Below are 22886 nucleotides of genomic sequence, written 5' to 3'. Positions count from 1 at the left end.
CGCCCTGGCCCCCCGCGCCGCCCTGGCCGCCCTGCCCCGCGACGCCGCCGGAGCCGCCCTGGCCCCCGATGCCGCCCGCGCCCGCGACGCCGCCCGAGCCCCCATTGCCGGCGGCGCCTCCCGCCCCGGGGGTGCCCGTGCTCGTGTTGGATCCTTCCCCGCCGCAACCCGCGGCAGCTGCGCCCACGATGAGAGAAAATACGCCGGCGACCAGCGCAACGCGCGTGAAGTTTCGCATGCCCGACTCCTGCAAGCGCCCCGGGCGAATGCTCGGGGGGAAAGCAATCGTCGCACGGGCCGGGCGATCCTGTAAAGAAAGGGGTTCCCCCGGGACGGGAGAAATGGCTTGCGAGACGCTGGAACGGCCCCCGGGCCACGGCCGAGATACGCCGCCGCAATGTGGTCATGGATGGTCGCGAAACTGACCACGCGGCGCGTCGTGCAGCGGAGAACGACGCGGGGCTTGCCGCGCCGGAATGGCGACGGGACACTGAGCGCATGTTGCATGCTTCTTCACGGTCCCAAGGCTTTCGTTTTGGTCGATGGACAGGCCTCGCCCGCGCGGGCAGGCTCACGGCGAGCAGCGCGCTCGTCGCGGCGCTGCTCGTGCTTTCGAGCGGCGGATGCGGGCAAGAGGGCCGCGTCCGGGAGGGCTCGAGCGGCGACGCCGGCGGGGGCGGCGGGAGCGGCGGGGACGGCGGCGCAGGCGGGAGCGGCGGAGGCGCGCCGCGGGATCCGATGCCGCTGCGCGTGGTCAACTGGAACGTACACAATTATTTGAACGACAAGAACGACAGCGCGGCGGTGGACGAGGTGGTGAGGACAACCGCACAATACGTCGCACATCGGAAGGCGATCGGCGCGGTGCTTTCGGTGATCGACGCGGACGTGGTGGTGCTCCAGGAGGTCGAGAACGAGGCCTCGCTGTCGGACCTCGTGCAGAGCGAGCTCGGGGGCAAATACACGGACATCGGTATTGTGGACGGGAACGACCCGCGGGGCATCGACATCGGGATTTTATCGAAACTGCCGCTCGACGAGGTGGTCTCGCACAAGGACGAGCAGTTCCCGCTGAATGGGACGGTGGGGCCGACCTATCGATTCTCGCGCGACTGCCCCGAGTACCACCTCACCTACAACGGGCGGAAGCTCGTGCTCCTCGGCGCGCATTTCAAGGCGAAGGAGGACGACAATCCGAACAAGCGCCTCGCGGAGGCGCAACGCACGCGCGCGATCGCGAACGCGCTCGTGAAGGAGGACCCATCGCGGGCGGTGCTGGTGCTCGGCGACTTCAATGACACGCCGGGATCGCCGCCGTACCTCGCGGTCCTGGGCGAGGGGGACGCGATGTACACGAATGCGCCCGACTTCGTGCCGGCGAACGACCGCTGGACGTACGATTATCAGGGAGCGCTGGAGCTGGTGGACCACCAGATGTCGAATCCCCTGCTCGCAGGAATGCTCGATACGACGTCCGTCACCATTCGCCACGGCAACGACGTGGACGACGCGACAGACCACGCGCCCATCGTGGCAACCTACAACGTCAAATAGTCGACGAGCAAGCTCAGCAGAGGCCCGAGAAACGCCGCGAACGCCTCGAAGCTAGGGAGGGCGACGCAGGAATACACATGTATTCCGAGGAGCCCGACCGACGATTCGAGGCGTGCAGCAAGTTTATCGGCCCTCTGCTAAGGGCAGATCGTGGTCGAGACGATGACGTCGTCGATGTTCCACGAGGCGTACGGGTAAACCAGCGTCGAGGCGATGTTGAAGCCCCAGCGAATCCGCATGTTGGCGTTCTTGTACTGGGAGATGTCGTAGGAGACCTTCGTCCAGGAGGAGGCCGTCGCCCCGCTCGGTCCGCTCTGCCAGACCTGGATCCAGGCCGTGCCGTTGAACACCTCGATGACGTTGTTCATGAACGGCGTCGTGTCGCTGTTCAGCCAGCGCTGGAACTGGAGGTAGACGCCGGGCGCCGCCGAGGCGTCGAAGGCCGGGCTCGTCAGGTAGTAATAACCGTGCGTCGTCGCGCTCTGCGAGGTCGTCGAGCAGCCGCCGATGACGACGCCCGCGATCTTGTTGTCGCTCGAAGACGTGGTGTCGTTCGTGGGATCGTTGTGCGTGCCGCTCAAGTTCGCGCAGCTGCCGCCGACGGCCGCCTTGATCTCCCACTCGGACCCGAGGGTCCACCCGGGGGCGTCGGCGAAGTCTTCGTAGAGGTAGGTCGTCGGGCCGCCCGTGCAGATGAGCTGGCCGCTCGCGCAGGCCGTCGTGCCGCCGCAGCCGCACGCGGCGCCGCCGCCCGGGTTGCCCTCGTCGATCTGGCCGTTGCAGTTCTCGTCGATGCCGTTGCAAATCTCGGGCGTCACCGACGAGTTCGGCTCGCAGACGAGCCCGCCGCTCGTGCACTTCAGCGTGCCGGTCGAGCAGCCGCCCGATTGACCCGTCTGGCAGGAGACGCCGCCCTCCGGGTTGTTCTCGTCGACCTCGCCGTCGCAGTCGTCGTCGACGCCGTTGCACTTCTCGGGCGACTGCGGGGTGATCGGGAAGCAGTCGATGGAGCTGCCGTTGCACGCGATCGCGCCATTGGCGCAGGCGCCCAGCAGGCCCGTGCCGCACTGACCGCCGGTGCCGGGGATGTCCTCGTCCGTGGTGCCGTCGCAGTCGTCGTCGACGCCGTTGCACGACTCGGGGACGGGCGTGACGTCGGGGATGCAGGTGAGCTCGCCGGTCGTGCAGGCGTACTTGCCCTTGGCGCAGGCGCCGAGCAGGTCCGACGTGCAGCTCTTGCCCTTCTCGGGGAACGAGTCGTCGACGAGCTGGTCGCAGTCGTTGTCGAGGCCGTCGCACTTCTCCAGCGTGGGCTGGAGCGGGATGCACTGGTTGAGCTGGCCGTTCTCGCAGGTGACGACCGTGACCTGGCAGGCGCCGAAGCCGCAGCTCGTCGTCGCCATGTCGTCGACGCTCCCGTTGCAGTCGTCGTCGATGCCGTTGCAGGTCTCCGCCGACTTCGGCACGACCTCGCCCACGCACTTGCTCCAGGTGCCGCTCACATCACACGTCTGCTGACCCGGGGTGCAAGGCCCGATGCCCTGCGTGCCGTCGGCGCCCGAGTAACAGGACTGCGTTTGCCCTTCGACGCAGGGGCAGTCCTCGTCGACCTCCTGGTCGCAGTCGTTGTCCATGCCGTCGCACAGCTCGTCGCTCGGCGTGCACGCCGCGCCGCCGCCGCCCCCTTGGCCACCGGCGCCGCCCTGGCCGCCGGTGCCGCCGGCGCCTCCAGCATTCGTCCCCGCGGAGCCGCCTTGCCCCGCACTCGTGTTTTCGTCCGTGCCACCTGCGCAGCCGAACGCATGAATTGCCAAGCAGCCAAGCGCCACCAGCGTGGCGGGGATCGTCGATCGCATCGGGCCTCCGAACAACACGGCTCCAGGCGCACGCGCACCCGGAACTCGCACGCAAGACCAGGATGTTTCCAGGATTCTCGGGCCGCGTAAAGCGCTGAAGGTGCATCGCGGACGGTGATCCCGGCACGGGGGACAGGGCTGAGGTAAGCTCGGCGTCATGGCTTCGGGCAGCTCGCCGACGAACAAACGCACGCGGAAACGCGGGCGTCGTGACGTCGGCCGCGCCTTCGCCATCGCGCTCTGCGCGCTGTTTGCCCTCGTGGGGGCCATCCCGCTCGTCCTCGGCGCCCTCGTGCGAACGGGCCCCGTGCGCGCGTGGGCCGCGCGGGAGACGGCGACGCTCGTGGAACGGGAGCTCGGGATCGTCGCGCGCTACCGGGTCGCCGTGCAGGCGTGGCCGATGGCGATCGATCTCGAAGACGTGATCGTCGACGCGACCGACGGCGGCGCGCCCGTGCTCGCGGTGGAGCGGATCAGCGTTCGTCCGCGTGTATTTTCCCTGCTCGACGGGCAGCTCGACGTGGGCGAGGTCGAGGTGCTCGGGCCGCGGATCCGCGCCGTCGTCGAGGGCGGCGCGCTGAAGAACCTGTCGTTCAAGCTGCCCGCCTCCGCGCCCTCGACCGAGAAGGCGCGGGCCCCGTTCTCCTCGCTCGCCGTGACGGACGCGCGCATCGACGCGCTCGTCGAGGGCGTGCACGTCGTGACGAGTGAGGTCGACGTCGACGTGTCCGCGGAGGACGACGGGGCCTTCGAGATCGCGCTCCGCGCAGGGAAATCGACGATCGTCCGGACGCACCCCATGCCGGGTCGGCCCGACGAGGACATGGTCGACGAGGACGTGATCTGCCGGCTCGACACGCGGGTGCGGCTCGACGCGGAGGGTCTGCTCGTCCGGCGTTTGACGCTGCTCGGCGCGGCCGATCTCGATCCGGACGCGGGGACGAGCCCGGGGTGCGAGCTGCCGCGCGAGGACTGGCGCTCGGTGGAGCTCGAGCTCGGCGCGCTGCGCGTGGAGCTGCCGTCGGGCGGCGCGCCGCTCGCGATGCCCGCGTTCCGTGGCCGCGTGCGGACGCGGCTGCCGGTGCCGATCGCGCATCGCTTCGTGGACACGCCGTGGCTCACGGGCGCCGTCGGCCTCGACGTGGAGGTCGAGCACGACGGCAAGTCCACGCTTCCGCGCGTGGCGGGGCGCATCGAGGCGGATCGGCCGGGTCTGTCGGGCAAGGTCTTCGCGACGACGTTCGAGGGCGAGCTGTCGATCGCCGAGGACGTGGTGCGCGTGTCGAAGATCGAGGTCGGGTGGGCCGACGGCAAGGTGTCGATCGCCGACGTGAAGATCGAGCCGTTCGCGACGGGCGCGCCGCTCACCGCAGGTCCGATCGAGATCCGTGACGTCCAGTTCCCCGGCCTCTTGCGGGATCTCGGCGTGCACCCGCAGGCGTACGTCGCCTGGCACCTCGAGCGAGGCCACTTCGAGCGGTTCGCCGGGACGCTCTCGCCGCTCTCGCTCGACGGTCCGATGGAGTTCACGACGCGGAACTTCGAGGTCTTCGACAAACCCACGACGGATCCCGCGCGCGGGCACATGATGGGCGTGGCCGAGGGCAAGCTGCGCGGCGCGTTCCGCGTGCGGCCGACGGGCATCGTGCTCGACGACCTCGCGATCGAGACGCCGAAGTCGGAGCTCCACACCACGGTCAAGCTGTTCTTCCGGGCCTTCCTCGACATCGAGATCGCGAAGGGATCGCACGTCGATCTGTCGGAGATCTCGCCGCTCAAGAACATCCCGATCGCGGGGCTCGCGGACATCAGCGCCTCGGCGCGCGGGCCGTTCACGCGGCCGAAGGTCGAGGCCGACGTGGCGATCAAGGGCTTCGAGTTCGCGGCGTTCTCGTTCGGCGACGTGGAGAGCGCGCGCGTGTTCTTCGAGCCCTTCGATCTGCGCCTCGCCGACGTGCACCTGCGCAAGGGCGACAGCAAGATCCGCGCGCCCGAGGTGCACGTCGACTTCGACGCGGGCCCGAACGTCGTGGTGGACGCGGAGGTCGACACGCAGAGCGCGCCGCACCTCTGGCTCCACGACTTCTACAGGATCGTGCACCTCGACGACGATCCGCGCTTCGCCGAGATCGACGGCAACGCGAGCGGGACGGCGCGGGTGCACTTCGTGGTCGGCGGGCCCGAGGATCGCTGCGGCGCGGGCCGCCTGCGCGTGAAGACGAAGATGCACCTCGAGGAGGTGGCGCTCTTCGGCGAGAAGTACTCCGACGGCGACGTCGACGTGGATCTCGACTGGGAAGATCGCGAGGCAGGCGCGGCGGGGATGAACCTCGACGTGCACGCGGCGAGCCTGCGCAAGGGCACGGGCTCCTTGCTCGCGACCGTGTCGGTTCGTCCGGGCGGTCGTGTCTCGGGGCAGGCGATCGCCACGGGGATCCCGATCGATCACCTCGACGCGCTCGGCCGCATGGGCAAACCGCTCGACGGCTCGATCTCGGCGATCGCGAACATCTCGGGCACGGTGAGCCAGCTCGAAGCGCAAGCCGACGTGCAGATCTCGCCGATCCGGATCGGGCCCTCGTCGCTGCCGTCGTCGCAGCTCCGCGTGCTCATGGGAGCCGAGGGGACGCAGGCCAAACCGATCGGCTGGACGCGCTGCGGCAACCCGCGCTCGGGGCCCTTCGATCGAGCGGAGTTCGACAGGGACACGTCCGCAGGCACGTTCCGCGTCGACGGTCTGCTCGCAGGCGGGCAACTCTCGCTCGAGGACGTGCGCATCACGCGGCAGAAGCACAAGGTCGTGACGGGCAAGCTCACGACGCGTGGTCTCGATCTCGGCACGCTCGCGAACCTGATCCCGGGCGTCGCATTCAGCGCCACGCCGCCGCACGGAAGCCTCGACGCAGCCCTCGAGATCCGTCGTCTGCCCCTCGACGATCTCGCGAAGAGCGACGTGGTCGTCGCGCTGACGGGGCTCGATCTCGATCGCGGCGGGCGTCGCGTGTCGCTGCGCGGAACGCCCGGGCCGATCGTCGTGCAGAACAACACGCTCACGCTGCCCGACCTCGAGCTCGTCGTGCAGAGCGGCTCGGGTTTGTCGGCGCCCATCGCGCTCGGCGGCCGCGTGCAGCGCCTCGTGACCGCGCCCGAGTTCGACGTGGGCCTGCGCGTCGGCCCGCTCGATCTCGGGCGTCTGTCCGCGGACATGCCGCAGGTCTCGCGCGCGAAGGGCTCGCTCGAAGCGAACCTGCGCGTGCAAGGCACGACGAACGCACTGCGGTACGGCGGTTCGGCGCGGCTGCGCGGCGGCGAGCTCGCGCTGCGAGGTTTGCCCGTATCGATCGACGACATCGAGGTGGACGTCGCCGTCACGAACAGCGAGGTGCGCATCCTGCGCGGCGCAGCAAAGGTCGGCGGCGGCGAAGTGAGCCTGACGGGGCGCATGCCGATCCGCGGCTTCGAGCTCGGCACAGCCGAGGCGTCGATCCTCGCACGCGGCGTGAAGATGCCGCTCGGCGACGGCATCAACCTGACCGCAGACGCCGACCTCTCCGCGTCCTTCCGGCCAAGCACATCCGACGAGGAGCGCGCAGAGAAGAACCTGCCCGAGGTGAAAGGGACGGTGTCGCTGACATCGTTCACGTACTCGCGGCCCATCGCGCTGAGCCTCGACCTGAACCAGCTCGCCGGCGGCCCAAAGCGCACCGCCGTCGAAACATACGACCCGAAGAACGACGCACTCCGCTTCGACGTGAACGTGGTCTCGCCGCGGCCCATGCGCTTCTCGAACGGCCTCGTCGACATGCTGCTCGAAGTGACGCCGCCCGGGCTCGCACTCTCCGGGACGAACCAGCGCTACGGAGCACGCGGCAACCTGCGCATCCTGCCAGACTCGAAGCTCCGGCTGCGCAACAGCGAGTTCACGGTGCGCGAAGGCTCCGTCCGCTTCGACGATCCCCTGCGCCTCGCCCCGCGCATCGATCTGCGCGCGCAGACCGAGTACCGGCGCTACGCAGCAGCCAGCGCCGCAGGCTCGGCCCCCGCCGACACGAGCACGAGCGCAGCAGCCACAGCGACGCTCGGCCAGCAGTGGCGCATCAACCTCTACGCCCACGGCGATCAGGAAAACGTGAAGCTCGACCTCACGAGCGATCCACCCCTCGGCCAGGAGGACATCGTCCTCCTGCTGACGCTCGGCCTCACGCGAGCCGAGATGGATCGCGGCCTCGCCTCATCCCTCGGCGAAACCGTAGGCCTCGAAGCACTCGCCGCACTCACCGGCGCAGACAAAGCCGTAAAGACGATCGTGCCCCTCATCGACGAGTTCCGCTTCGGCACGTCCTACTCGTCGCGCACAGGCCGCACCGAGCCAACCGTCACACTCGGCAAGCGCATCACGGAAGACGTGCGCGCCACCGTGACAACAGGCATCACCGAGAACCGCGAGGTCCGATCGAGCATCGAGTGGCGCCTCGGCAAACGCGTCATCGTGCAAGGCGCCTACGACAACACGAACGACGTCTCGAGCTCGCCACTCGGCAACCTCGGCGCCGACTTGCGTTGGCGGTTGGAGTTCGAATAGAGGTCGTTTCGCCGGGGTTTCACCCCGGACCCCGACCAGGGGTTGTCCACCCCTGGACCCGGACCAGGGCCTGCCCTGGACCTTTGGTGCATCGACCGCGATGCGGTCGATGCAAAGGATTTCAGCCGAAGCCAGGCAGGTCGTCGAGCGCTGCGCGGACCGGCGCGTAGCTCTGCTCGCGACCAGGCACCCAGCGGCGCAGCCCCTCCATGTCGAGCAGCCTCCGGTGCTTCGGGTTCGCGTACGCCATCTCCGAGAGGATGCGCTTGAACGCCTCGACCTTGTCCGCCGCGAGCGTGGGCATCGCGTCGAACATGCGCAGGTCGAACGTCGGCGTCGTCCAGAGGACGTCGACGATGCGCGGATCGACATGCCCCGCCGCCTGCTCGGCCTGAAAAACGAGGCTCCCAACCGCGCCCGCATGCGCCCGCCCCTCGTGCACCGCCGCGAGCACCGCAAGCTCACTCGCCCCCGTATCGCCGTGCTTGCCGACGTCAGAGTCGAACGCGAGGATCTTCACCTGGTTCAGATCCACGCCCGCTTGCTTCAAGTAGTAGAGCGGCAAAATCCGCGACTGCGCCGAGTCGCGTGTCCCCACGGCCAGGACCTTGCCATGGAGGTCCGTGAGCTTACGAACGACGACCTCCCGGCGGATGAGGATCTTCGAGCAGACGTCGCGATCGCGATCACGCATGGCGATGCCGATGGCCTTGCCTTCGGTACGCCGCTTCACACGCACATGGGAGATGCCAGAGTTCCAGGCGATGTCGACGTGCCCGTGGAGCAGGGCCTCGATCAGCCGCTCGTAGCTGGAGAAAAGCGCGAAATCGAGGGACACGCCGTGCTCCTGGAAGTGCTCACGCATCCCCTCCCAGATGGTCACGACCTTCGGGTCGTATGCGACCGCCCCTATCAGGATCGTCGGATCAGCCATGCCGTACCTTTTGGCGAGCAACTCGGGCGGACGGTAGCATCGGGACGGGCGTCTCCAAAGGGCCGCGAGCCCCTCTGTGCCCCCATCCACCTCGGCCCGTGCCCATCCCGCGTTTTTCCCGGTCCCAACGAGCCCGCTGCCTCACCGCGGCCAGCGCGCTCGTCTGCCTGCTCGGCGCAGCCGAGGCAGGGGCGCAAGCCGCGAAAAACCAGGGGACGAGCCCCGGCGAAAGCGCAGCACTCGCCGGCGAGGAGCCGCAAGCCGCGCTCGCCGCGCCGCAGCTCAGCCCACCGCCGGACACGAGCGCGCTCACGGGCAAACCGATCAAGCGCGTCGACGTCGTGACCGTAGGCTCGCGATGGAGCACGTCGCTGCGCGTCACGAAAGTCCGCGCCGGCGAGCCGTTCCAGCCCTCGGCCGCGCGAACCGTGATGCGCGAGCTCACGGAGACAGGGCAGTTCGCGCGCGTGACCGTCGAAGCGATCGCCGAAGGAGACGGCGTAGTGCTGCGCGCACACGTGCTGCCGCGGCGCATCGTCGCCTCGATCCGCCTCGCGGGCGCGACGCTGGATCGCGCGGCGACGCTCGACGCGGCGCGCGTGCGCGAAGGCGGCGAGATCACGGCCCCGATGCTGACGGAGATCGTGCAGCGGATCCGCCGGTACTACGCGGATCACGGCTACCCGCAAGCGAACGTCACGTCCGACGTCTCGGACACGGACGATCCGGGCCGCGTCGTCCTGCGCATCGACATCGACGCGGGCGCGCCGCGCACCGTGACGCGCCGCTCGTTCGTGATCACGCGCGGCATGGAGCGCGAGCTCCGCGGCCTCGAAGAGCGCTACCGTTTCGGCGTCGGCGCGCGCATCGACGAGCCGCTGCTCGAAGAGGCCGATCGCGAGCTCGCCGAGGTGCTGCGCGAAAGCGGCTTCTACCGCGCCGACGTCCGGCACGCGGTGCGGCTCACCGCGTCGAGCAGCGAGCTCTTCGTGTACATCACGCCGGGGCCGCGCGTCGTCCCCGTCTTCGAAGGCAACCGCTCCGTCGACGAGGTCGAGCTCTCCGCAGCGATCGCGCCGAAGAAAGGTCTCGAGCAGAAGACGCAGGAGCTCATCGACAGGCTCACCCGCTTCTACGTGCAGCGCGGCTTCTACGACGCGCGCGTCGAAGCCGAGGAGCGCGGCGGCCCGAACGATCCCGTGCACCACCTCGTGCTGCGGATCGACGAGGGCGATCAGGTGCGCGTCGTGCAGCGCATCTTCCCGTGCCTGCCGAAGACGTGGAACGCCGAGCAGGTGCGCGGCGAGATCGACAGCTTCCTCGTGGAGGATCTGCCCGGCGACAAAGGTTTTTCGCTGAAGGATCCGAACGCGGTCTCGGCGCTCTTCGGCGGGCGCGGGCCGCGCGCCGTGGCGAGGCCGCTCGATCTGAACCCGGCCGAGACGTACGCGCCCGAGACCTACGAGCGCGCGATCAAGCACCTGAAGGATCTCGCGTACAGCAAGGGCTACCTGAACGCCGTCGTCGGCCCCGTGCAGATCGAGCGCGCGACGTGCACCGCCCGCTCGCCCGCGGGCCGCTGCATCCCCGAGCCGCGCGAGCCGAGCGAGGCCGTCTGCGCAAAAGACGCCCTCGGCCTCCCGCTGCCCGAGCCCGATCCCCCGCAGACGCTCACGTGCCGCCCCGATCCGCTGAAGCACATCGAGTGCTCACGCGAGATCGCGCTGCGCATCCCGATGCACCTCGGTCCGCAAACCGTGCTGCACGACGTCGCCTTCGAGGGCAGCCGCACGCTCTCGGAGCAGGCGCTCTTCGAGACGAGCCGCCTCGAGCTCGGCAAGCCCCTCTCCACGATCGAGCTCGAAGCGGCGCGCCTCCGGCTCGTCGAGGCCTACCGCGATCGCGGCTATGCGTTCGTCGAGGTGAAGGCGTCGATCGAGCCCTCGCCCGATCGCACGCGGGCGCGCGCGCGGTTCGCGATCACCGAGCGCGATCAGGTCATCATCGGCGGCTTCGTCGTGCGCGGCGCGCTTCGCACGAGCGAGGCGCTCATCCTGCGCCGCGTCACGCTCCAGGAGGGCAAACCCTTCGTCGAGCGCGACGCGCGCCGCAGCGAGGAGCGCATCGGCTCGCTCGGCGCGTTCTCCAGCGTCTCGGTGGGCCTCGAAGATCCGGAGGTCCCGCAGAAGCAGAAGCGCGTGCTCGTCACGGTGACCGAGCAGATCCCGCAGTACCTCGATCCGCGCGTCGGCTTCTCCACGGGCGAGGGCCTGCGCTTCGCCGTCGAGTACGGCCACAAGAACATCGCGGGCCTCGCCATCGCGCTCACCTTGCGCGTGCAGCTCTCGTACCTCTTCGACTTCATCGTCCTCGATCCGGGCGTGCAGGCCGACTACAAGAAGCTCAGCGTCGGCCAGCAGCTCGAGCGCCGGAACTCCGCGTCGGTCACCTTCCCCGAGATCGGACTCGGCCCCCTCGTGAGCCTGTCGGTCGACGGCATCGACGTGCGCGACAACCAGCGAGGCTTCGGCATCAGCCGCCAGGCGCTCGTGCCCACGCTCGCCTACCGACCGACCCGCACGATCACGATGCGCCTCGGCGCGTCCGCGGAGGTGAACGAGGTCGACGTCTTCAACCCCGAGGCCGCCGCGTCCACGAGCATCGACGCGATCTACCGCGTCCCCTTCGGCAGCACGATCGCCTTCTCGCAGCGCTTGAGCTTCACGTGGGACGGCCGCAACAACCCGTTCGCCGCCACGAAGGGCGCGCTCGTCGCGCTCGGCACCGAGCACGTCAACGCGTTCCCCGCCGGCGGCTCGAACAACCCGGCGAAGGACACGAGCCATTTCCTCCGCCTCACCGGCCGCGTCTCCGGCTACGTCGAGCTCGCGAACAAGGGCCCGAGCATCGCGATGAGCTTCGCCACCGGCTACAACCTCCAGCTCGACGCGAAGAGCAAGACGTACCCCGATCGCTCCTTCTTCCTCGGCGGCGTCGACACCCTCCGCGCGTTCCAGGTCGACGCGCTCGTCCCGCAGGATCGCACGAAGGCCATCTACGCCTCCGGCCGCACCTCGCCCGACCAGGTCCGGCAAGACGTCACCGTGCGAGGCGGCAACTTCTCGCTCAACCCGCGCCTCGAGCTGCGCCTGCCCGTCACCGAGACCTTCCACACGGGCATCTTTCTCGACGCGGGCAACGTCTGGATCGACCCCTCCACCGTGAGCTCCGAGTTCGTCCTTCGTTACGCCCTCGGCGCGGGCCTCCGGATCACGACCCCGGTCGGCCCCCTCGCGCTCGACTACGGCATCAACCTGAACCGACGCCCGTGGGAAGACTTCGGCGCCTTCCTCTTCTCCATCGGCCTCTTCTGACGGAAATTTGGGGTCGGACATAGTCCGTCCGCTCTCCCGCCGTTCAGCCTTGCCTCCTGAACAGCCGGACAGTATACGCAGCCAAGACGAACGGTTCGTGGCGCAAAACCCGCGACCCATTACCCTCACTGCCCCCTGCCCCCCGAGGTCGCCATGAGTGACGAGAAGAACCCCAAGCAGAAGCTCGCCGCGCTGGAGCTCGCCATCGCGAGCGTCGAGAAGGAATACGGCAAGGGCGCGATCATGCGCCTCAAGGAGGGGCAGAGCCTGCACGACGACGTCGCCGCCGTCTCCAGCGGCTCGCTCTCGCTCGACATCGCCCTCGGGATCGGCGGCTACCCCCGCGGCCGCATCATCGAAATCTACGGCCCGGAGTCCTCCGGCAAGACCACGCTGACCCTGCACGCGATCGCCCAGATCCAGCGCACCGGCGGCGTCGCCGCCTTCATCGACGCCGAGCACGCGCTCGACGTGAACTACGCGAAGAAGCTCGGCGTGAAGACGGACGAGCTGCTCATCTCGCAGCCCGACTACGGCGAGCAGGCCCTCGAGATCGCGGACATGCTCGTCCGCTCGAATTCCGTCGACATCATCGTCATCGACTCCGTCGCCGCCCTCGTGCCCAAAGCCGAAATCGAAGGCGACATGGGCGACAGCCACGTCGGCCTCCAGGCCCGCCTCATGAGCCAGGCGCTCCGCAAGCTCACCGGCACCGTGGCCCGGTCGAACTGCCTGCTCATCTTCATCAACCAGATCCGCCTGAAGATCGGCGTGATGTTCGGCAACCCCGAGACCACGAGCGGCGGCAACGCCCTCAAGTTCTACTCCTCGGTGCGCATGGACATCCGCGCAATCGGCAAGATCAAGGAGGCGGCAGCGAGCGGCAAGGAGCCCGCCGTGGTCGGCAACCGCACCCGCGTGAAGATCGTGAAGAACAAGATGGCGCCGCCCTTCCGCGAGGTGGAGTTCGACATCCTCTACGGCCAGGGCATCAGCCACGCCGGCGACGTCATCGACCTCGCGACGGAGGCAAACATCGTCGAGAAGAGCGGCGCCTGGTTCTCCTTCCAAGGCGAGCGCATCGGCCAGGGCCGCGAGAACGCCCGCACCTACCTGGAGCAGCACCCGGACGTGCTCGAGCGCATCGAGGCCCTCGTGCTCGCCAAGCACGGCATCCAGCGCTCCGGCAAGCCGGCCGACGCCACGTCCGCCCCGGCCGGCAAGAAGGGGGACGCCACCCCCGCCGAAGGACGCCGCGCCCCCGCGAAGACCAACTGATCCATCCCCGAGGGGGCCTCCGTCGTGGCAGGCTCCCTCTCGCCACCATGAACCTCTACGTGATGCGCCACGGGCTCGCGGCCGACAGCTCGCCCTCCGGGCGGGACCGCGATCGTCCCCTCACCCCCGAAGGCATCCTCGGCGTCGAGGAAATCGGCAAAACGCTGCAATCCCAGCACAAGCCGACGCTCGCCCGCATCGTGGCGAGCACGTACCTGCGCGCCCATCACACCGCAGAGCTCATGGCCGGCACGCTCGGCGCCGCCGCGATCCCGATCGAGACCTTCTCGGAGCTCGAACCGGACGAGTCCCCGCCGCTCACGCTCCTGCGCGAGCTCGCCACGGCAGACGCAGACGCACTGCTCGTCGGCCATCACCCGATGGTGATCGCGCTGCTACGCATGCTCGTACGTGACGTCGCAGAGCTACCGATCGGCTTGCATCCGGGCATGCTCGTGGGCGTCGCGCGTCCGAGCGAGCCGAACGCGAAGGCACAGCTCGGCGGGTCCTTCCGCGTGACGACCGTGCTCCGCCCAGGCCGCTGACGCGCGCGCTCGCACTCGACAGGCAAGGCGCGCCGCGCTACGCCGTCCCTCCCCCATTTTCACCGAGATTTGCGCGTGCAGGAAGAGACGAAGGCGAACCCCCCCGATCCGCAGCGCGCCATGACGGCGCTCGCCTGGGCCGTCGAGCGCGCCGAGCGAGGCACGCCCCCGCCGCCCGCCGAGCCAGGCGCCGCGCCCACACATCCCGTCGCAGACACCGAAGACTTCCGCGCCGCCTCGTCGCTCTACCTCCCCGACGTCCGCCGCACCATCGACCGCATCATCATGTCGCGCGACGCCGAAGACGGCCTCGACGCGCTCCTCGAATGCGGCGCGCTCGCCGCAATGCTGCCCGAGGTCAAAGCAATGGTCGGCTTCGGCGACGGCGAGTGGCGTCACAAGGACGTCTGGAAACACACGAAGCAAGTGGTTCGTCAAGCCGTCCCGCGGCTCGAGGTCCGGTGGGCCGCGCTCTTGCACGACATCGGCAAGGTCAAAACGCGCACGATCTCGCCTTCGGGCGAGGTCCACTTCTTCGGCCACGCCGAGGTCGGCGCGCGCATGTTCGACCGGCTGGACCGGCGTTTGCCCATCTTCACGCCCGAGCCCGCGCTGAAGAGCTCCGTGCGTTTCCTGATCCTGCACCACCTGCGAGCGAGCCAGTACGAAGCCTCGTGGACCGACAGCGCCGTGCGCCGCTTCGCGAAGGAGATGGGCGATCAACTCCAGGACCTGCTCGACCTGTCACGCGCGGACATCACCACGAAGCGGCCCGAAAAGAAGAAGAAGGGCCTACGCCAGATCAGCGACCTCGCCGATCGCGTGGAGCAAATCCAGAAGCTCGACGCCGTCGTGCCCCCGCTACCGAGCGGCATCGGCGACGAGATCATGCGCTCCTTCGGCCTGCCCCCATCGCGCAAGATCGGCGACCTGAAGAAGGCACTCGAAGCAGCGATCGACAGCGGCGAGATCCCGTCGCACCAGTGTTCCGACGTGTACCTCGGGTTCTTGCGGGACAACGCGGGGCGGTTCGGGTTGTAACGCCGCGCCGGGGCGCTGCCCCGGACCCCGCGGGGGCTGTTCGCCCCTCGACCCGAACCAGGGCCAGCCCTGGACCTTTTGGGGAAGAACTGCGCGATGCGCAGTTCTTCCCACAGGCCGTCGCTGGTACCACGTCGCCCGTTGAACCATCAGCGCGGCTGTCTTGCTGGCAGGATCGCTCGTGGTCTTGACCCCGGCTGTTCGATGAACTGCGCGGAGCGCAGTTCATCGACCACGAGTCCAGCGCTTGCGCTGGTCCGGGTCCAGGGGCGGACAGCCCCGGTGGGGCCTGGGGCAAAGCCCCAGCGACGCGCTCCCAGACGCTATCGGCGTCGGTTCTCGACGAGCGAGACCACGAACTCGACGCCGCTGCGCACGCGCTCGGGCAGCACGCCGTCGATCCGCTTGCCGAGGCTCTGCTCGAACCTGGCGCGCTCTTCGCGCAGCTCTTCCCGCGTCCTTGCGAGGTCACGCTCGACGATTTCGAGCGCGGTTTGCACCCTGGCGACCTCACCAGCCTTCGCGTCGAGCTCGGTGTGCACCCTGGCAAGCTCACCAGCCTTCGCGTCGAGCTCCCCTCTCACCCTGGCGAGCTCACCAGCCCTCGCGTCGAGCTCGGTTTGCACCCTGGCGAGTTCACCAGCCCTCGCGTCGAGCTCGGTTTGCACCCTGGCGACCTCACCAGCCTTCGCGTCGAGCTCCCCTTTCACCCTGGCGACCTCACCACCCCTCGCGTCAAGCTCGGTTTGCACCCTGGCGACCTCACCAGCCTTCGCCCCAAGCGCCCCCCGCAGCGACTCGATCTCCTTGCGGAGCGCCTCGACCTCCTCGTTCGAAGCCCCCTGCACGACCGGCGCCGCGGGCTCCGCCTTCGGCGGCTCCGGCGCCGCGGCCACCTCGACGACCGCCGCGCGCATCACCTCCCCCTCGGCCGTCCCGATCCACAGCGACGTCGCCCCCTTCGTCGCCGTCACCAGGAGCACCCGCGGCCGGCCTTTCCCGCCTGTCGCCGTCGTGCTCACCGGCGCCTTCGGCCCGTCGCTCGGCGCAGCCAGGGCCGCTGCGTCGTACAGCGCGAGCTTCCCGTTCGCGAACGCCACGATCACGCTCGTGTCCGTCACCGCCACGTCCGCGATCGACGCCTCCAGCGTGACGAGCGACGCCTCCGCGCTCGCCCCGTCCCGCGTCACCACGCAGAGCCCCGCGCCGCCGCGCTTGTACACCACGCAATACACGCGGCCTCCGCGCACCTGATCGAACTCCGCCGCCTCCACTGGCAGCGCCACGCGCGCGCTCGGCCCGCGCTCCGGCGCCGTGCCCGGATACACGCGCAGCTGCCCGCCGCGCTCGCCCTCCGCGAGGAGATACGTCACGCCGTCGCCCGCGTCGCCCGCGCGCACGCGCCCCGGAATCTCGACCGGACGCGCGCCCACTTCCCCGCGACCGAGCGCCAGCGAGAGCACCTTGCCCTCGTCGCTGATCGCGAGCGTGCCCTCGCCGGAAGGACGCGCGAGGAGCGTCCGCATGTCACGCACGACCTCGCGCACCCGGTACGGATCGGCGAGCGGGACCGACCACACCGTTCCTTCCTTGTCGCGCACGAGCGCCACGTCTTTCGAGAGCAGCGCCACCTCCTGCGCCGTGATGCGAGGAAGATCGAGCGCGTCTCCGCTCGTCGCCGCCACGGGCGTGACCGCGACGCGGGCCGGCCTCGACGTCAAGAACGCGACGAGGCCCGGGCCCCCGAGCCATGCGCAGGCCGCGGCGCCTGCGCCGAGATCGAGGATCTTGCGCGGAGATTCGAGGTGCGAGGTCGACATGGCCCCGAGGTTACCCGAGGCCGCTCGTCCGTGTGCGGTCTACTTGAGCCGCGCGTCACACGTCGCGCAGCGCTTCGGCACGGCGTCCTTGTGGTAGACCTCGCCGCACCGGCCGCAGAGCCGTGCGTCGCGCTCGAACGCGATGAGCTTGCCGCTCGCCTTGCACTTGAGGCCCGCGACCTGCGCCGGTTCGAGCGGCAGCGTCTCGGCCGCGCCCTCACTCGCGTTCTCGAGCGCCCCCGCCGCGATGTCCTCCATCTTCGCCGGGATCCGCTCACGCGCCTCGCGCAGCACCTTGCCGGCTGCCTCGGGCAACGCCGCGAGGGAGATCACGATCGACGTCCCCTCCCCCTCCACCGTCAGCGTCCGATCGCCGAGCACGATGCGGCGCACCGCGTTCCACGCGATCCGCTCGATCTCGTTCGCCCCCTTCTCGACCGCGACGCCCGCGTCGCCCACGCGGATCGGAAGCGCCGGCCGCGGCCCGAACAGCGCCGTCAAGAGCAGCACCGCCGCGCCGGCCGCGAGCAAGTACGGCGCGGCCTTGTGCGGCCCGAGCGCCTCGTCGCGCAGCCATTGCCCGTACGTCCCGGCGCCGACGAGCACCGCCGCCACCGAAAAGGCGAGCACCGAAAGGATCGCCGAGGGCGAGCTCTTCGGCTCGAACCGCTTCTCCGTGCGCGGATCCGAGCGGAGCTTCAGCACGACCTCGTCCCCCGAAGACGCCTTCTTTCCGCCCTTCTTCGTCTTTGCCTCTCCCATCGTCCCTCGCGCTTGCTCTATCGGATGCGTTGCCCGAACGCAAACGGGCTCTCCCGAGGGGGACGCCTCGCGTCCCCCTCTCGGCCAGGCGGAGCCCGGCCGATTCACCCCCCGAGGCGAGCTCGCTGCGCGATCTCGCAGAGCAGCGAACGGTCGCTGCTCTGGGGTAAACTCGCCTCGTATGCTCGGTCGCCTGGCCACCTACGTCGTCCCCGCGGCCTCGGTGACCGTCACCGCGCTCGTGCTTTTTGGCCCGGGATCCCCGAACGCCGCGCCGTTCGTGCGGGTGCGTGGCGTGCCCGTGGCCGGCGGCCGGACGCTCGCCCTCCGCCTCGAAGGCGCGCGACGGCTGTTCGGCGTGGACGATGTCGCCGCGCTCGAAGGCGTGACCGTCGAGGGCACGGACGCCGGGACGCGTTTCGCGCCCAAGGCGGTCTCGCTCGGCCCGGACGGCGTGGGCGAAGCCTCCGTCGAGACGAATGCGCCGCTCACAGGCCCGCTCGACGTGCGGGTCGTCCAGGGAAAAACGGTCCTCGCCGAGGGGACGGTGCCGCTCCGGGCGCCCCCTCCGAAAGGCGCCCCCGCGGGCGACATCGCCGGCATTTCGAGCGGCCATTACCGCTTCTTCGTGCGCGCGCGCCGCGGCCACCTCGTCTCGCCTTTCCCCGAGGCGCTCGACGTCTCCGTGGGCTTGCCGGAGCACGCCTCGCCGTATCGGCCGGGGTTTGCTCGCATCGCTCTCTCGCTCTCGGGGCCGGGGGCGACGATCACGCCCGAGACAAACCAGACGGACGAAGAAGGGCGTGCGTCCTTCACGATCACGCCGCTCGCGCACCACGTCGAGCTCGTGATCGCCGCGCGGGATCCCGATGGCAACGAAGGTCGCTGGGAGGGCCTCTTGCCCGTGCATCCGGGCGCCATCTGGCTCGATCCCGACCTTCGCTCCGGCCTCACGTTCGTCTCGCCCGCCCCGCGTGATCGCGTCTACGCCTCCGTCCTCACCGACGCGGGCCGGATCCTCGGCGCAGTCGTCCCCATGACGCGCGACGACGCCGGGTTTTTCCGCGGCCGCCTCGACATCGCGCTGCCTGCGGATCCCGCGCAGATCGTCGTCTCCGGCGATCCCGGCGAGCGCGGCGACGCCACGATCGCCTGGCCCCTCGCGGATCGCTCTGCCTCCACCGCCGCGCCGCGCCTCGAGCTCTTGCTCGACGGATCGGCCGCGGCCGAAGCGCGCGAACACGCGCGGGCCTCCTCGGCGCGGCGCGCGGCCGTCTTCCTCGTCGCCGTCGCGGCCCTCGCGGAGGTCCTCTTGATCCTCGTGCGGACGCGCGCGTCGCAGCGCGACCTCGACACAAACCTCGCGGCGGCCGTCTCGCTCGAAACGAGCGACGAGGCGGGCGCGGCCATTCCGTCCGAAGATCAACAACGCATCGTTGCGTCCGCGCGCGACAGCCATCCGGCGCTTCGCGTCGCGCTCGTGATCACGCTCGTCACGCTCGGCTTTGCGCTCCTCGCGGCGCTCTCCACGTTCCGCCGCTGAGTCGTGGCACGGCTTGCCAACGTCCTCGGAGTCGTGTCTGATCGAGCTTCGCGATTTCCATCCACCATGAGGAATGTGCCGATGGCTCAGAGGCTCGCGTTCGGTCTGGTTCTTTTCCTGATGGGCTGCGGAGGCGGGACGCCTCTGCCGGAGACGAAGGAACCCTCGGCGCCCGCGGCCAAGGCCAACGTCCCGGAGATGCAGCGCAAGGCCACCGTGCGCGTCAAGGCCGAGCTGCCCGAGGACGTGAAGAGCACGTTCGTCGACACCGTGAAAAAGTCGCGCCTCCCGGACGCCATGGGCACCGTCGGCGTGGGCTGGACCTCGACCGGCAGCGGGTTTTTCCTCAAAACGCCGGACGGCAAGGGCCTCGTGCTGATCACGAACCGGCACGTCGTCGACAGCGCGCCGAAGGTCACGATCATCCTCGACGAGCACACCTCGCTGAACGATTGCGAGGTCCTTTATACCGACGACAAATACGACGTCGCCGTGGTGAAGGTGCCCGAGAGCCTGGCGACGAGCTCCATTGCGGTGGCCGCGCTCGCGGACGGCAGCGTGAAGAACGACGAGGCGGTGCAGGCCTCGGGGTATCCGCGCGTCGGCGAACAGCAATCGTACCGCCTCACGAGCGGCACCATCTCGAACGCCGATTTCTCGGTCACCGTGCGTGGCCACAAGTCCTCGTTCCTGCAGCACACGGCCGCGATCGATCCGGGCAACAGCGGCGGCCCCCTCTTCCGCAAGGACTCGCTCGACGTCATCGGCATCAACACCCTGACGATGCGCTCGAACGACAACCTCTACAGCGCCGTCCCCGCCGAGACGGTGAAGGGCGTGCTCGAGCGCGCCTTCAAGGTGCCGGCGAAGACCGACGTGAAGGCGACGATCAAGCAGATCCAGACCTCGTGCAAGGAGCTCACGGACGAGCTCAGCATCGGCGGCGAGCCCCCGGTCTCCACGGTCTCGCTCGTCTCGGATCGCCTCGTCGCCGAGCGCGGCGTGCCCACCTGGGAGCTCCGGTACATCGAGAGTGGGCCTCCCGAGCGCAACGACGAGACGGGCGAGGTGACGCCGGGCAAGCCCAAGGTCAACGAGGAGGCCTTTGGCGAGCTCGTGTCCGCCGTGAAAAAAGGCGACGTGATGGAGCACCTGCGCGGGCTCACGTTCGCGTACCTCTACGTCGACCTGAAGCGGCAAAAGGGCATCACGGGGGATCCTTGCTCGCGCGTCGTCGAGAAGGACGTGCGTGATTACGAGGATCGCGGCTTCGTGCGCGTCGGCATGGATCTCGGCTCGGGCGAGCGTCGGACGATGCGCTTCCGCTTCGAGCAGGGGCACTGGCGCCTCTCCGGATACGAATGAAATCCGAGGAGGCAGAAGCCTCCGTCTCTACAGCGCACTAAAAAGGATCCGGGCGGACGCGCCGCGGAAAACGAGACCTTTCGCGTTCACCGGATAGGCGCCCCTTTTTCTGGATCTGCTCCGGGTGCCCCGGCGTAGGAGCGCGAACGTGCCCCTGACGTCTCGAGCCCCATTTGACGACCACGGACGAGCCCCCTACCATTTTCGTGGGGCGACATGGGAGAAGCCTCCCGGGGGGCATCCATGCGAAATCATTCCCTGACCAGAATCGGGATGAGCTGGGTCGCGGTCGCGTTGATTTCGATCGGCGTGAGGAGCGCGGCGGCAGAGACCATTCGCCTGAGCGTGGACTTGAGCGAAGCGCCCCGCCGAATCTTTCATGCCCGGCTGGTGATCCCCGCGACGCCGGGGCCTCTGACGCTGGTGTATCCCAAGTGGATTCCCGGCGAGCACGGCCCGACCGGCCCGATCGAGAACCTCGTGGGCCTGAAGTTCACCGCCGCTGGCAAGACGCTCGCCTGGAGACGCGACGACGTGGACATGTATGCCTTCCATCTGGAGGCGCCTGCCGGAGCGAATGCCCTCGAGGTCGAGCTCGACTACGTCTCCCCCAGCCAAGCAGACCAGGGTTCGACGGCCAGCGCGCAGCTCGCTGTATTGAACTGGAACCAGGTCTTGCTCTCTCCCAAGGGTCGCGCGCCGGGCGAGCTGACCTATGCCGCCACGTTGCGCCTCCCTGCCGGGTGGAAGTTCGGCACCGCGCTCCCGGTGGCAAAGCAGAGCGGGGAGACCATCGAGTTTGCGCCCGTCTCTCTGACGACACTGGTGGACTCCCCGGTCCTCGGCGGGGCTCATTTTCGAACGATTCCGCTCCGCGTTTCCGGCCTACCGTCTCACCAGATCGACATGGCCGGCGATTCGGAGTCGGCGCTGGAAATGCCGGCGTCCATGGTCGAAAACTGTGGAAGGCTGGTCGCCGAGGCGAATGCCCTCTTCGGCACGCATCCCTATCGCAGTTACCGTTTCCTGCTATCGCTCAGCGATCACGTGGGCGGTTTCCTCGGGCTCGAGCACCATGAATCCAGTGACAACCGGACGCCGGAGCGTTCCCTCCGCACCGACGGCTTGCGGCAGTTGACGGGCAACGTGCTCGCGCACGAGTTCGTGCATGCCTGGAACGGAAAATACCGGCGCCCCGCCGGCCTGGCGACGCCCGATTTCGAGCAGCCGATGAAGGGAAACCTGCTGTGGGTCTACGAAGGACTCACAGAACACCTTGGAAACGTGCTCTCGGCCCGCAGCGGCCTCTACACGCCCGAGGAGTTTCGGGAGGATCTTGCGAGCGCCGCTGCAACGCTGGATCGCGCCCGGCCAGGACGCACGTGGCGACCCCTCGCAGACACGGCGGTCTCGGCGCAGGTTCTCTACAACGCGCCGGGGGCATGGATATCCTGGCGGCGGGGCACCGATTTCTACAATGAAGGCCTGCTGATCTGGCTGGAAGCCGACGGAATCATCCGCCGCCAGACCCAGAACCGGCGGTCGCTCGACGACTTCCTCCGCCGCTTTTACGGCGGAAGCAACGGCGTCCCAGGCCTCGAGCCCTACACGCTCGACGAGCTGGTCTCCGCCCTCCAAGCCGTGGCTCCCTACGACTGGAAGGGTTTCTTCGACGCTCGATTGAGCTCCACGTCGCCGCGCGCTCCCCTCGGAGGCATCGAAGCAAGTGGGTGGAAGTTGACCTACACCGACAAACCCAACGAAATCGCGGAGGTCATCGATAGGGAGTATCGACGGGTCGCAGACTTCAGCTACTCGATCGGATTGAGGGTCCGTACGCGCAACGAGGACGGGCAGATCCTGGACGCCGTCCACGGTATGCCAGCGGCGCGGGCCGGCCTTGCGCCCGGCATGAAGCTGATCGCGGTGAACGGACGGCAGTGGTCGGCCGACGAACTCCGAAGCGCCCTGCGGACAGCCAAGAAGACACGGAAGCCCCTCGAGCTGCTGGTGGAAAATGCGGGGTTTTACAGGACGTATTTCGTGAACTACACCGAGGGGGAAAAATATCCGCACTTGGTGCGCGACGCCTCGAGGCCCGATCTGCTCCGTGAGATCATCAAGCCTCGGGCGTCCGGCCCTGGGACGAGCCCGAACGAACAGCGCCAAAACGGACGGCCCGGCGCTTCCGCGCCCCTCCGCGAGCAGGCTCGCCGCGGCTCCACGTGATAC

General features: G+C 69.0%; 13 protein-coding genes and 1 pseudogene. 9 read left to right on the top strand and 5 right to left on the bottom strand.

All coding sequences use genetic code 11. The features are described from left to right. Positions 1–238 (bottom strand): annotated as a pseudogene (locus QHF85_RS22495) (RNA chaperone Hfq); the annotation flags it as partial. Between the two features lie 260 nt (positions 239–498). Here QHF85_RS22495 and QHF85_RS22490 point away from each other — a divergent pair. Then, complete coding sequence (locus tag QHF85_RS22490; protein WP_281329325.1) at positions 499–1554, top strand: endonuclease/exonuclease/phosphatase family protein; 1056 nt, start codon at positions 499–501, stop codon at positions 1552–1554. 137 nt (positions 1555–1691) lie between these two features. Here QHF85_RS22490 and QHF85_RS22485 read toward each other — a convergent pair whose 3' ends face one another. Beyond that, positions 1692–3410 carry a MopE-related protein gene (locus QHF85_RS22485; protein WP_281329324.1) on the bottom strand — a complete coding sequence of 573 codons (1719 nt, stop codon included), beginning with the start codon at positions 3408–3410 and terminating at the stop codon, positions 1692–1694. 157 nt (positions 3411–3567) lie between these two features. Here QHF85_RS22485 and QHF85_RS22480 point away from each other — a divergent pair, with 157 nt between their 5' ends. Then, complete coding sequence (locus tag QHF85_RS22480) at positions 3568–7992, top strand: translocation/assembly module TamB domain-containing protein (protein ID WP_281329323.1); 4425 nt, start codon at positions 3568–3570, stop codon at positions 7990–7992. 121 nt (positions 7993–8113) lie between these two features. Here the strand turns inward: QHF85_RS22480 and QHF85_RS22475 are convergent, their stop codons facing one another. After that, complete coding sequence (locus tag QHF85_RS22475) at positions 8114–8926, bottom strand: PhnD/SsuA/transferrin family substrate-binding protein (RefSeq protein ID WP_281329322.1); 813 nt, start codon at positions 8924–8926, stop codon at positions 8114–8116. Between the two features lie 98 nt (positions 8927–9024). Between QHF85_RS22475 and QHF85_RS22470 the strand changes: the two genes are divergently transcribed. The 4 genes from QHF85_RS22470 (at position 9025) to QHF85_RS22455 (ending at position 15164) form a co-directional block, all read left to right on the top strand. Next, entirely contained in the window at positions 9025–12300 is a 3276-nt protein-coding gene (locus tag QHF85_RS22470) for an outer membrane protein assembly factor (protein ID WP_281329321.1), read from the top strand. A gap of 153 nt (positions 12301–12453) precedes the next feature. Next, a complete protein-coding gene (gene recA, locus QHF85_RS22465) occupies positions 12454–13578 on the top strand; it encodes a recombinase RecA (RefSeq protein WP_281329320.1) in 1125 nt (374 codons plus the stop codon). A gap of 47 nt (positions 13579–13625) precedes the next feature. Next, positions 13626–14123 carry a histidine phosphatase family protein gene (locus tag QHF85_RS22460; RefSeq protein WP_281329319.1) on the top strand — a complete coding sequence of 166 codons (498 nt, stop codon included), beginning with the start codon at positions 13626–13628 and terminating at the stop codon, positions 14121–14123. Positions 14124–14198: 75 nt separating this feature from the next. Continuing rightward, on the top strand, positions 14199–15164 hold the full coding sequence (locus tag QHF85_RS22455; RefSeq protein WP_281329318.1) for an HD domain-containing protein: 966 nt from the start codon (positions 14199–14201) through the stop codon (positions 15162–15164). Positions 15165–15487: 323 nt separating this feature from the next. On the opposite strand, the gene QHF85_RS22450 is transcribed toward QHF85_RS22455, so the two are convergent. Further along, positions 15488–16984: a hypothetical protein gene (locus tag QHF85_RS22450; protein WP_281329317.1), complete on the bottom strand. Its 1497-nt coding sequence runs from the start codon at positions 16982–16984 to the stop codon at positions 15488–15490. A gap of 39 nt (positions 16985–17023) precedes the next feature. Continuing rightward, on the bottom strand, positions 17024–17746 hold the full coding sequence (locus tag QHF85_RS22445) for a hypothetical protein (RefSeq protein WP_281329316.1): 723 nt from the start codon (positions 17744–17746) through the stop codon (positions 17024–17026). Between the two features lie 181 nt (positions 17747–17927). Between QHF85_RS22445 and QHF85_RS22440 the strand changes: the two genes are divergently transcribed. From QHF85_RS22440 to QHF85_RS22430, 3 genes are all read left to right on the top strand, one after another. Continuing rightward, positions 17928–19289, top strand: coding sequence for a hypothetical protein (locus QHF85_RS22440; protein ID WP_281329315.1), 1362 nt, complete (start codon positions 17928–17930; stop codon positions 19287–19289). 81 nt (positions 19290–19370) lie between these two features. Then, a complete protein-coding gene (locus QHF85_RS22435; RefSeq protein ID WP_281329314.1) occupies positions 19371–20654 on the top strand; it encodes a serine protease in 1284 nt (427 codons plus the stop codon). A 273-nt stretch (positions 20655–20927) separates the two neighbouring features. Continuing rightward, entirely contained in the window at positions 20928–22883 is a 1956-nt protein-coding gene (locus tag QHF85_RS22430; RefSeq protein WP_281329313.1) for a hypothetical protein, read from the top strand. Positions 22884–22886: the final 3 nt, after the last annotated feature.

Origin of the sequence: Polyangium sp. 6x1 (genome assembly GCF_029946515.1) — a bacterium.
Classification (GTDB): domain Bacteria; phylum Myxococcota_A; class Polyangia; order Polyangiales; family Polyangiaceae; genus Polyangium.
The sequence above is the reverse complement of the archived record's forward strand: the minus strand, read 5'-3'. Positions and strand labels throughout refer to the sequence as shown.

Excerpts from the sequence above, each read along its gene's own strand:
- QHF85_RS22490 (WP_281329325.1), top strand. The coding sequence starts at position 499 with ATGTTGCATGCTTCTTCACGGTCCCAAGGCTTTCGTTTTGGTCGATGG.
- QHF85_RS22485 (WP_281329324.1), bottom strand. The coding sequence starts at position 3,410 with ATGCGATCGACGATCCCCGCCACGCTGGTGGCGCTTGGCTGCTTGGCA.
- QHF85_RS22480 (WP_281329323.1), top strand. The coding sequence starts at position 3,568 with ATGGCTTCGGGCAGCTCGCCGACGAACAAACGCACGCGGAAACGCGGG.
- QHF85_RS22475 (WP_281329322.1), bottom strand. The coding sequence starts at position 8,926 with ATGGCTGATCCGACGATCCTGATAGGGGCGGTCGCATACGACCCGAAG.
- recA (WP_281329320.1), top strand. The coding sequence starts at position 12,454 with ATGAGTGACGAGAAGAACCCCAAGCAGAAGCTCGCCGCGCTGGAGCTC.
- QHF85_RS22460 (WP_281329319.1), top strand. The coding sequence starts at position 13,626 with ATGAACCTCTACGTGATGCGCCACGGGCTCGCGGCCGACAGCTCGCCC.
- QHF85_RS22450 (WP_281329317.1), bottom strand. The coding sequence starts at position 16,984 with ATGTCGACCTCGCACCTCGAATCTCCGCGCAAGATCCTCGATCTCGGC.
- QHF85_RS22445 (WP_281329316.1), bottom strand. The coding sequence starts at position 17,746 with ATGGGAGAGGCAAAGACGAAGAAGGGCGGAAAGAAGGCGTCTTCGGGG.
- QHF85_RS22440 (WP_281329315.1), top strand. The coding sequence starts at position 17,928 with ATGCTCGGTCGCCTGGCCACCTACGTCGTCCCCGCGGCCTCGGTGACC.
- QHF85_RS22435 (WP_281329314.1), top strand. The coding sequence starts at position 19,371 with ATGGCTCAGAGGCTCGCGTTCGGTCTGGTTCTTTTCCTGATGGGCTGC.
- QHF85_RS22430 (WP_281329313.1), top strand. The coding sequence starts at position 20,928 with ATGAGCTGGGTCGCGGTCGCGTTGATTTCGATCGGCGTGAGGAGCGCG.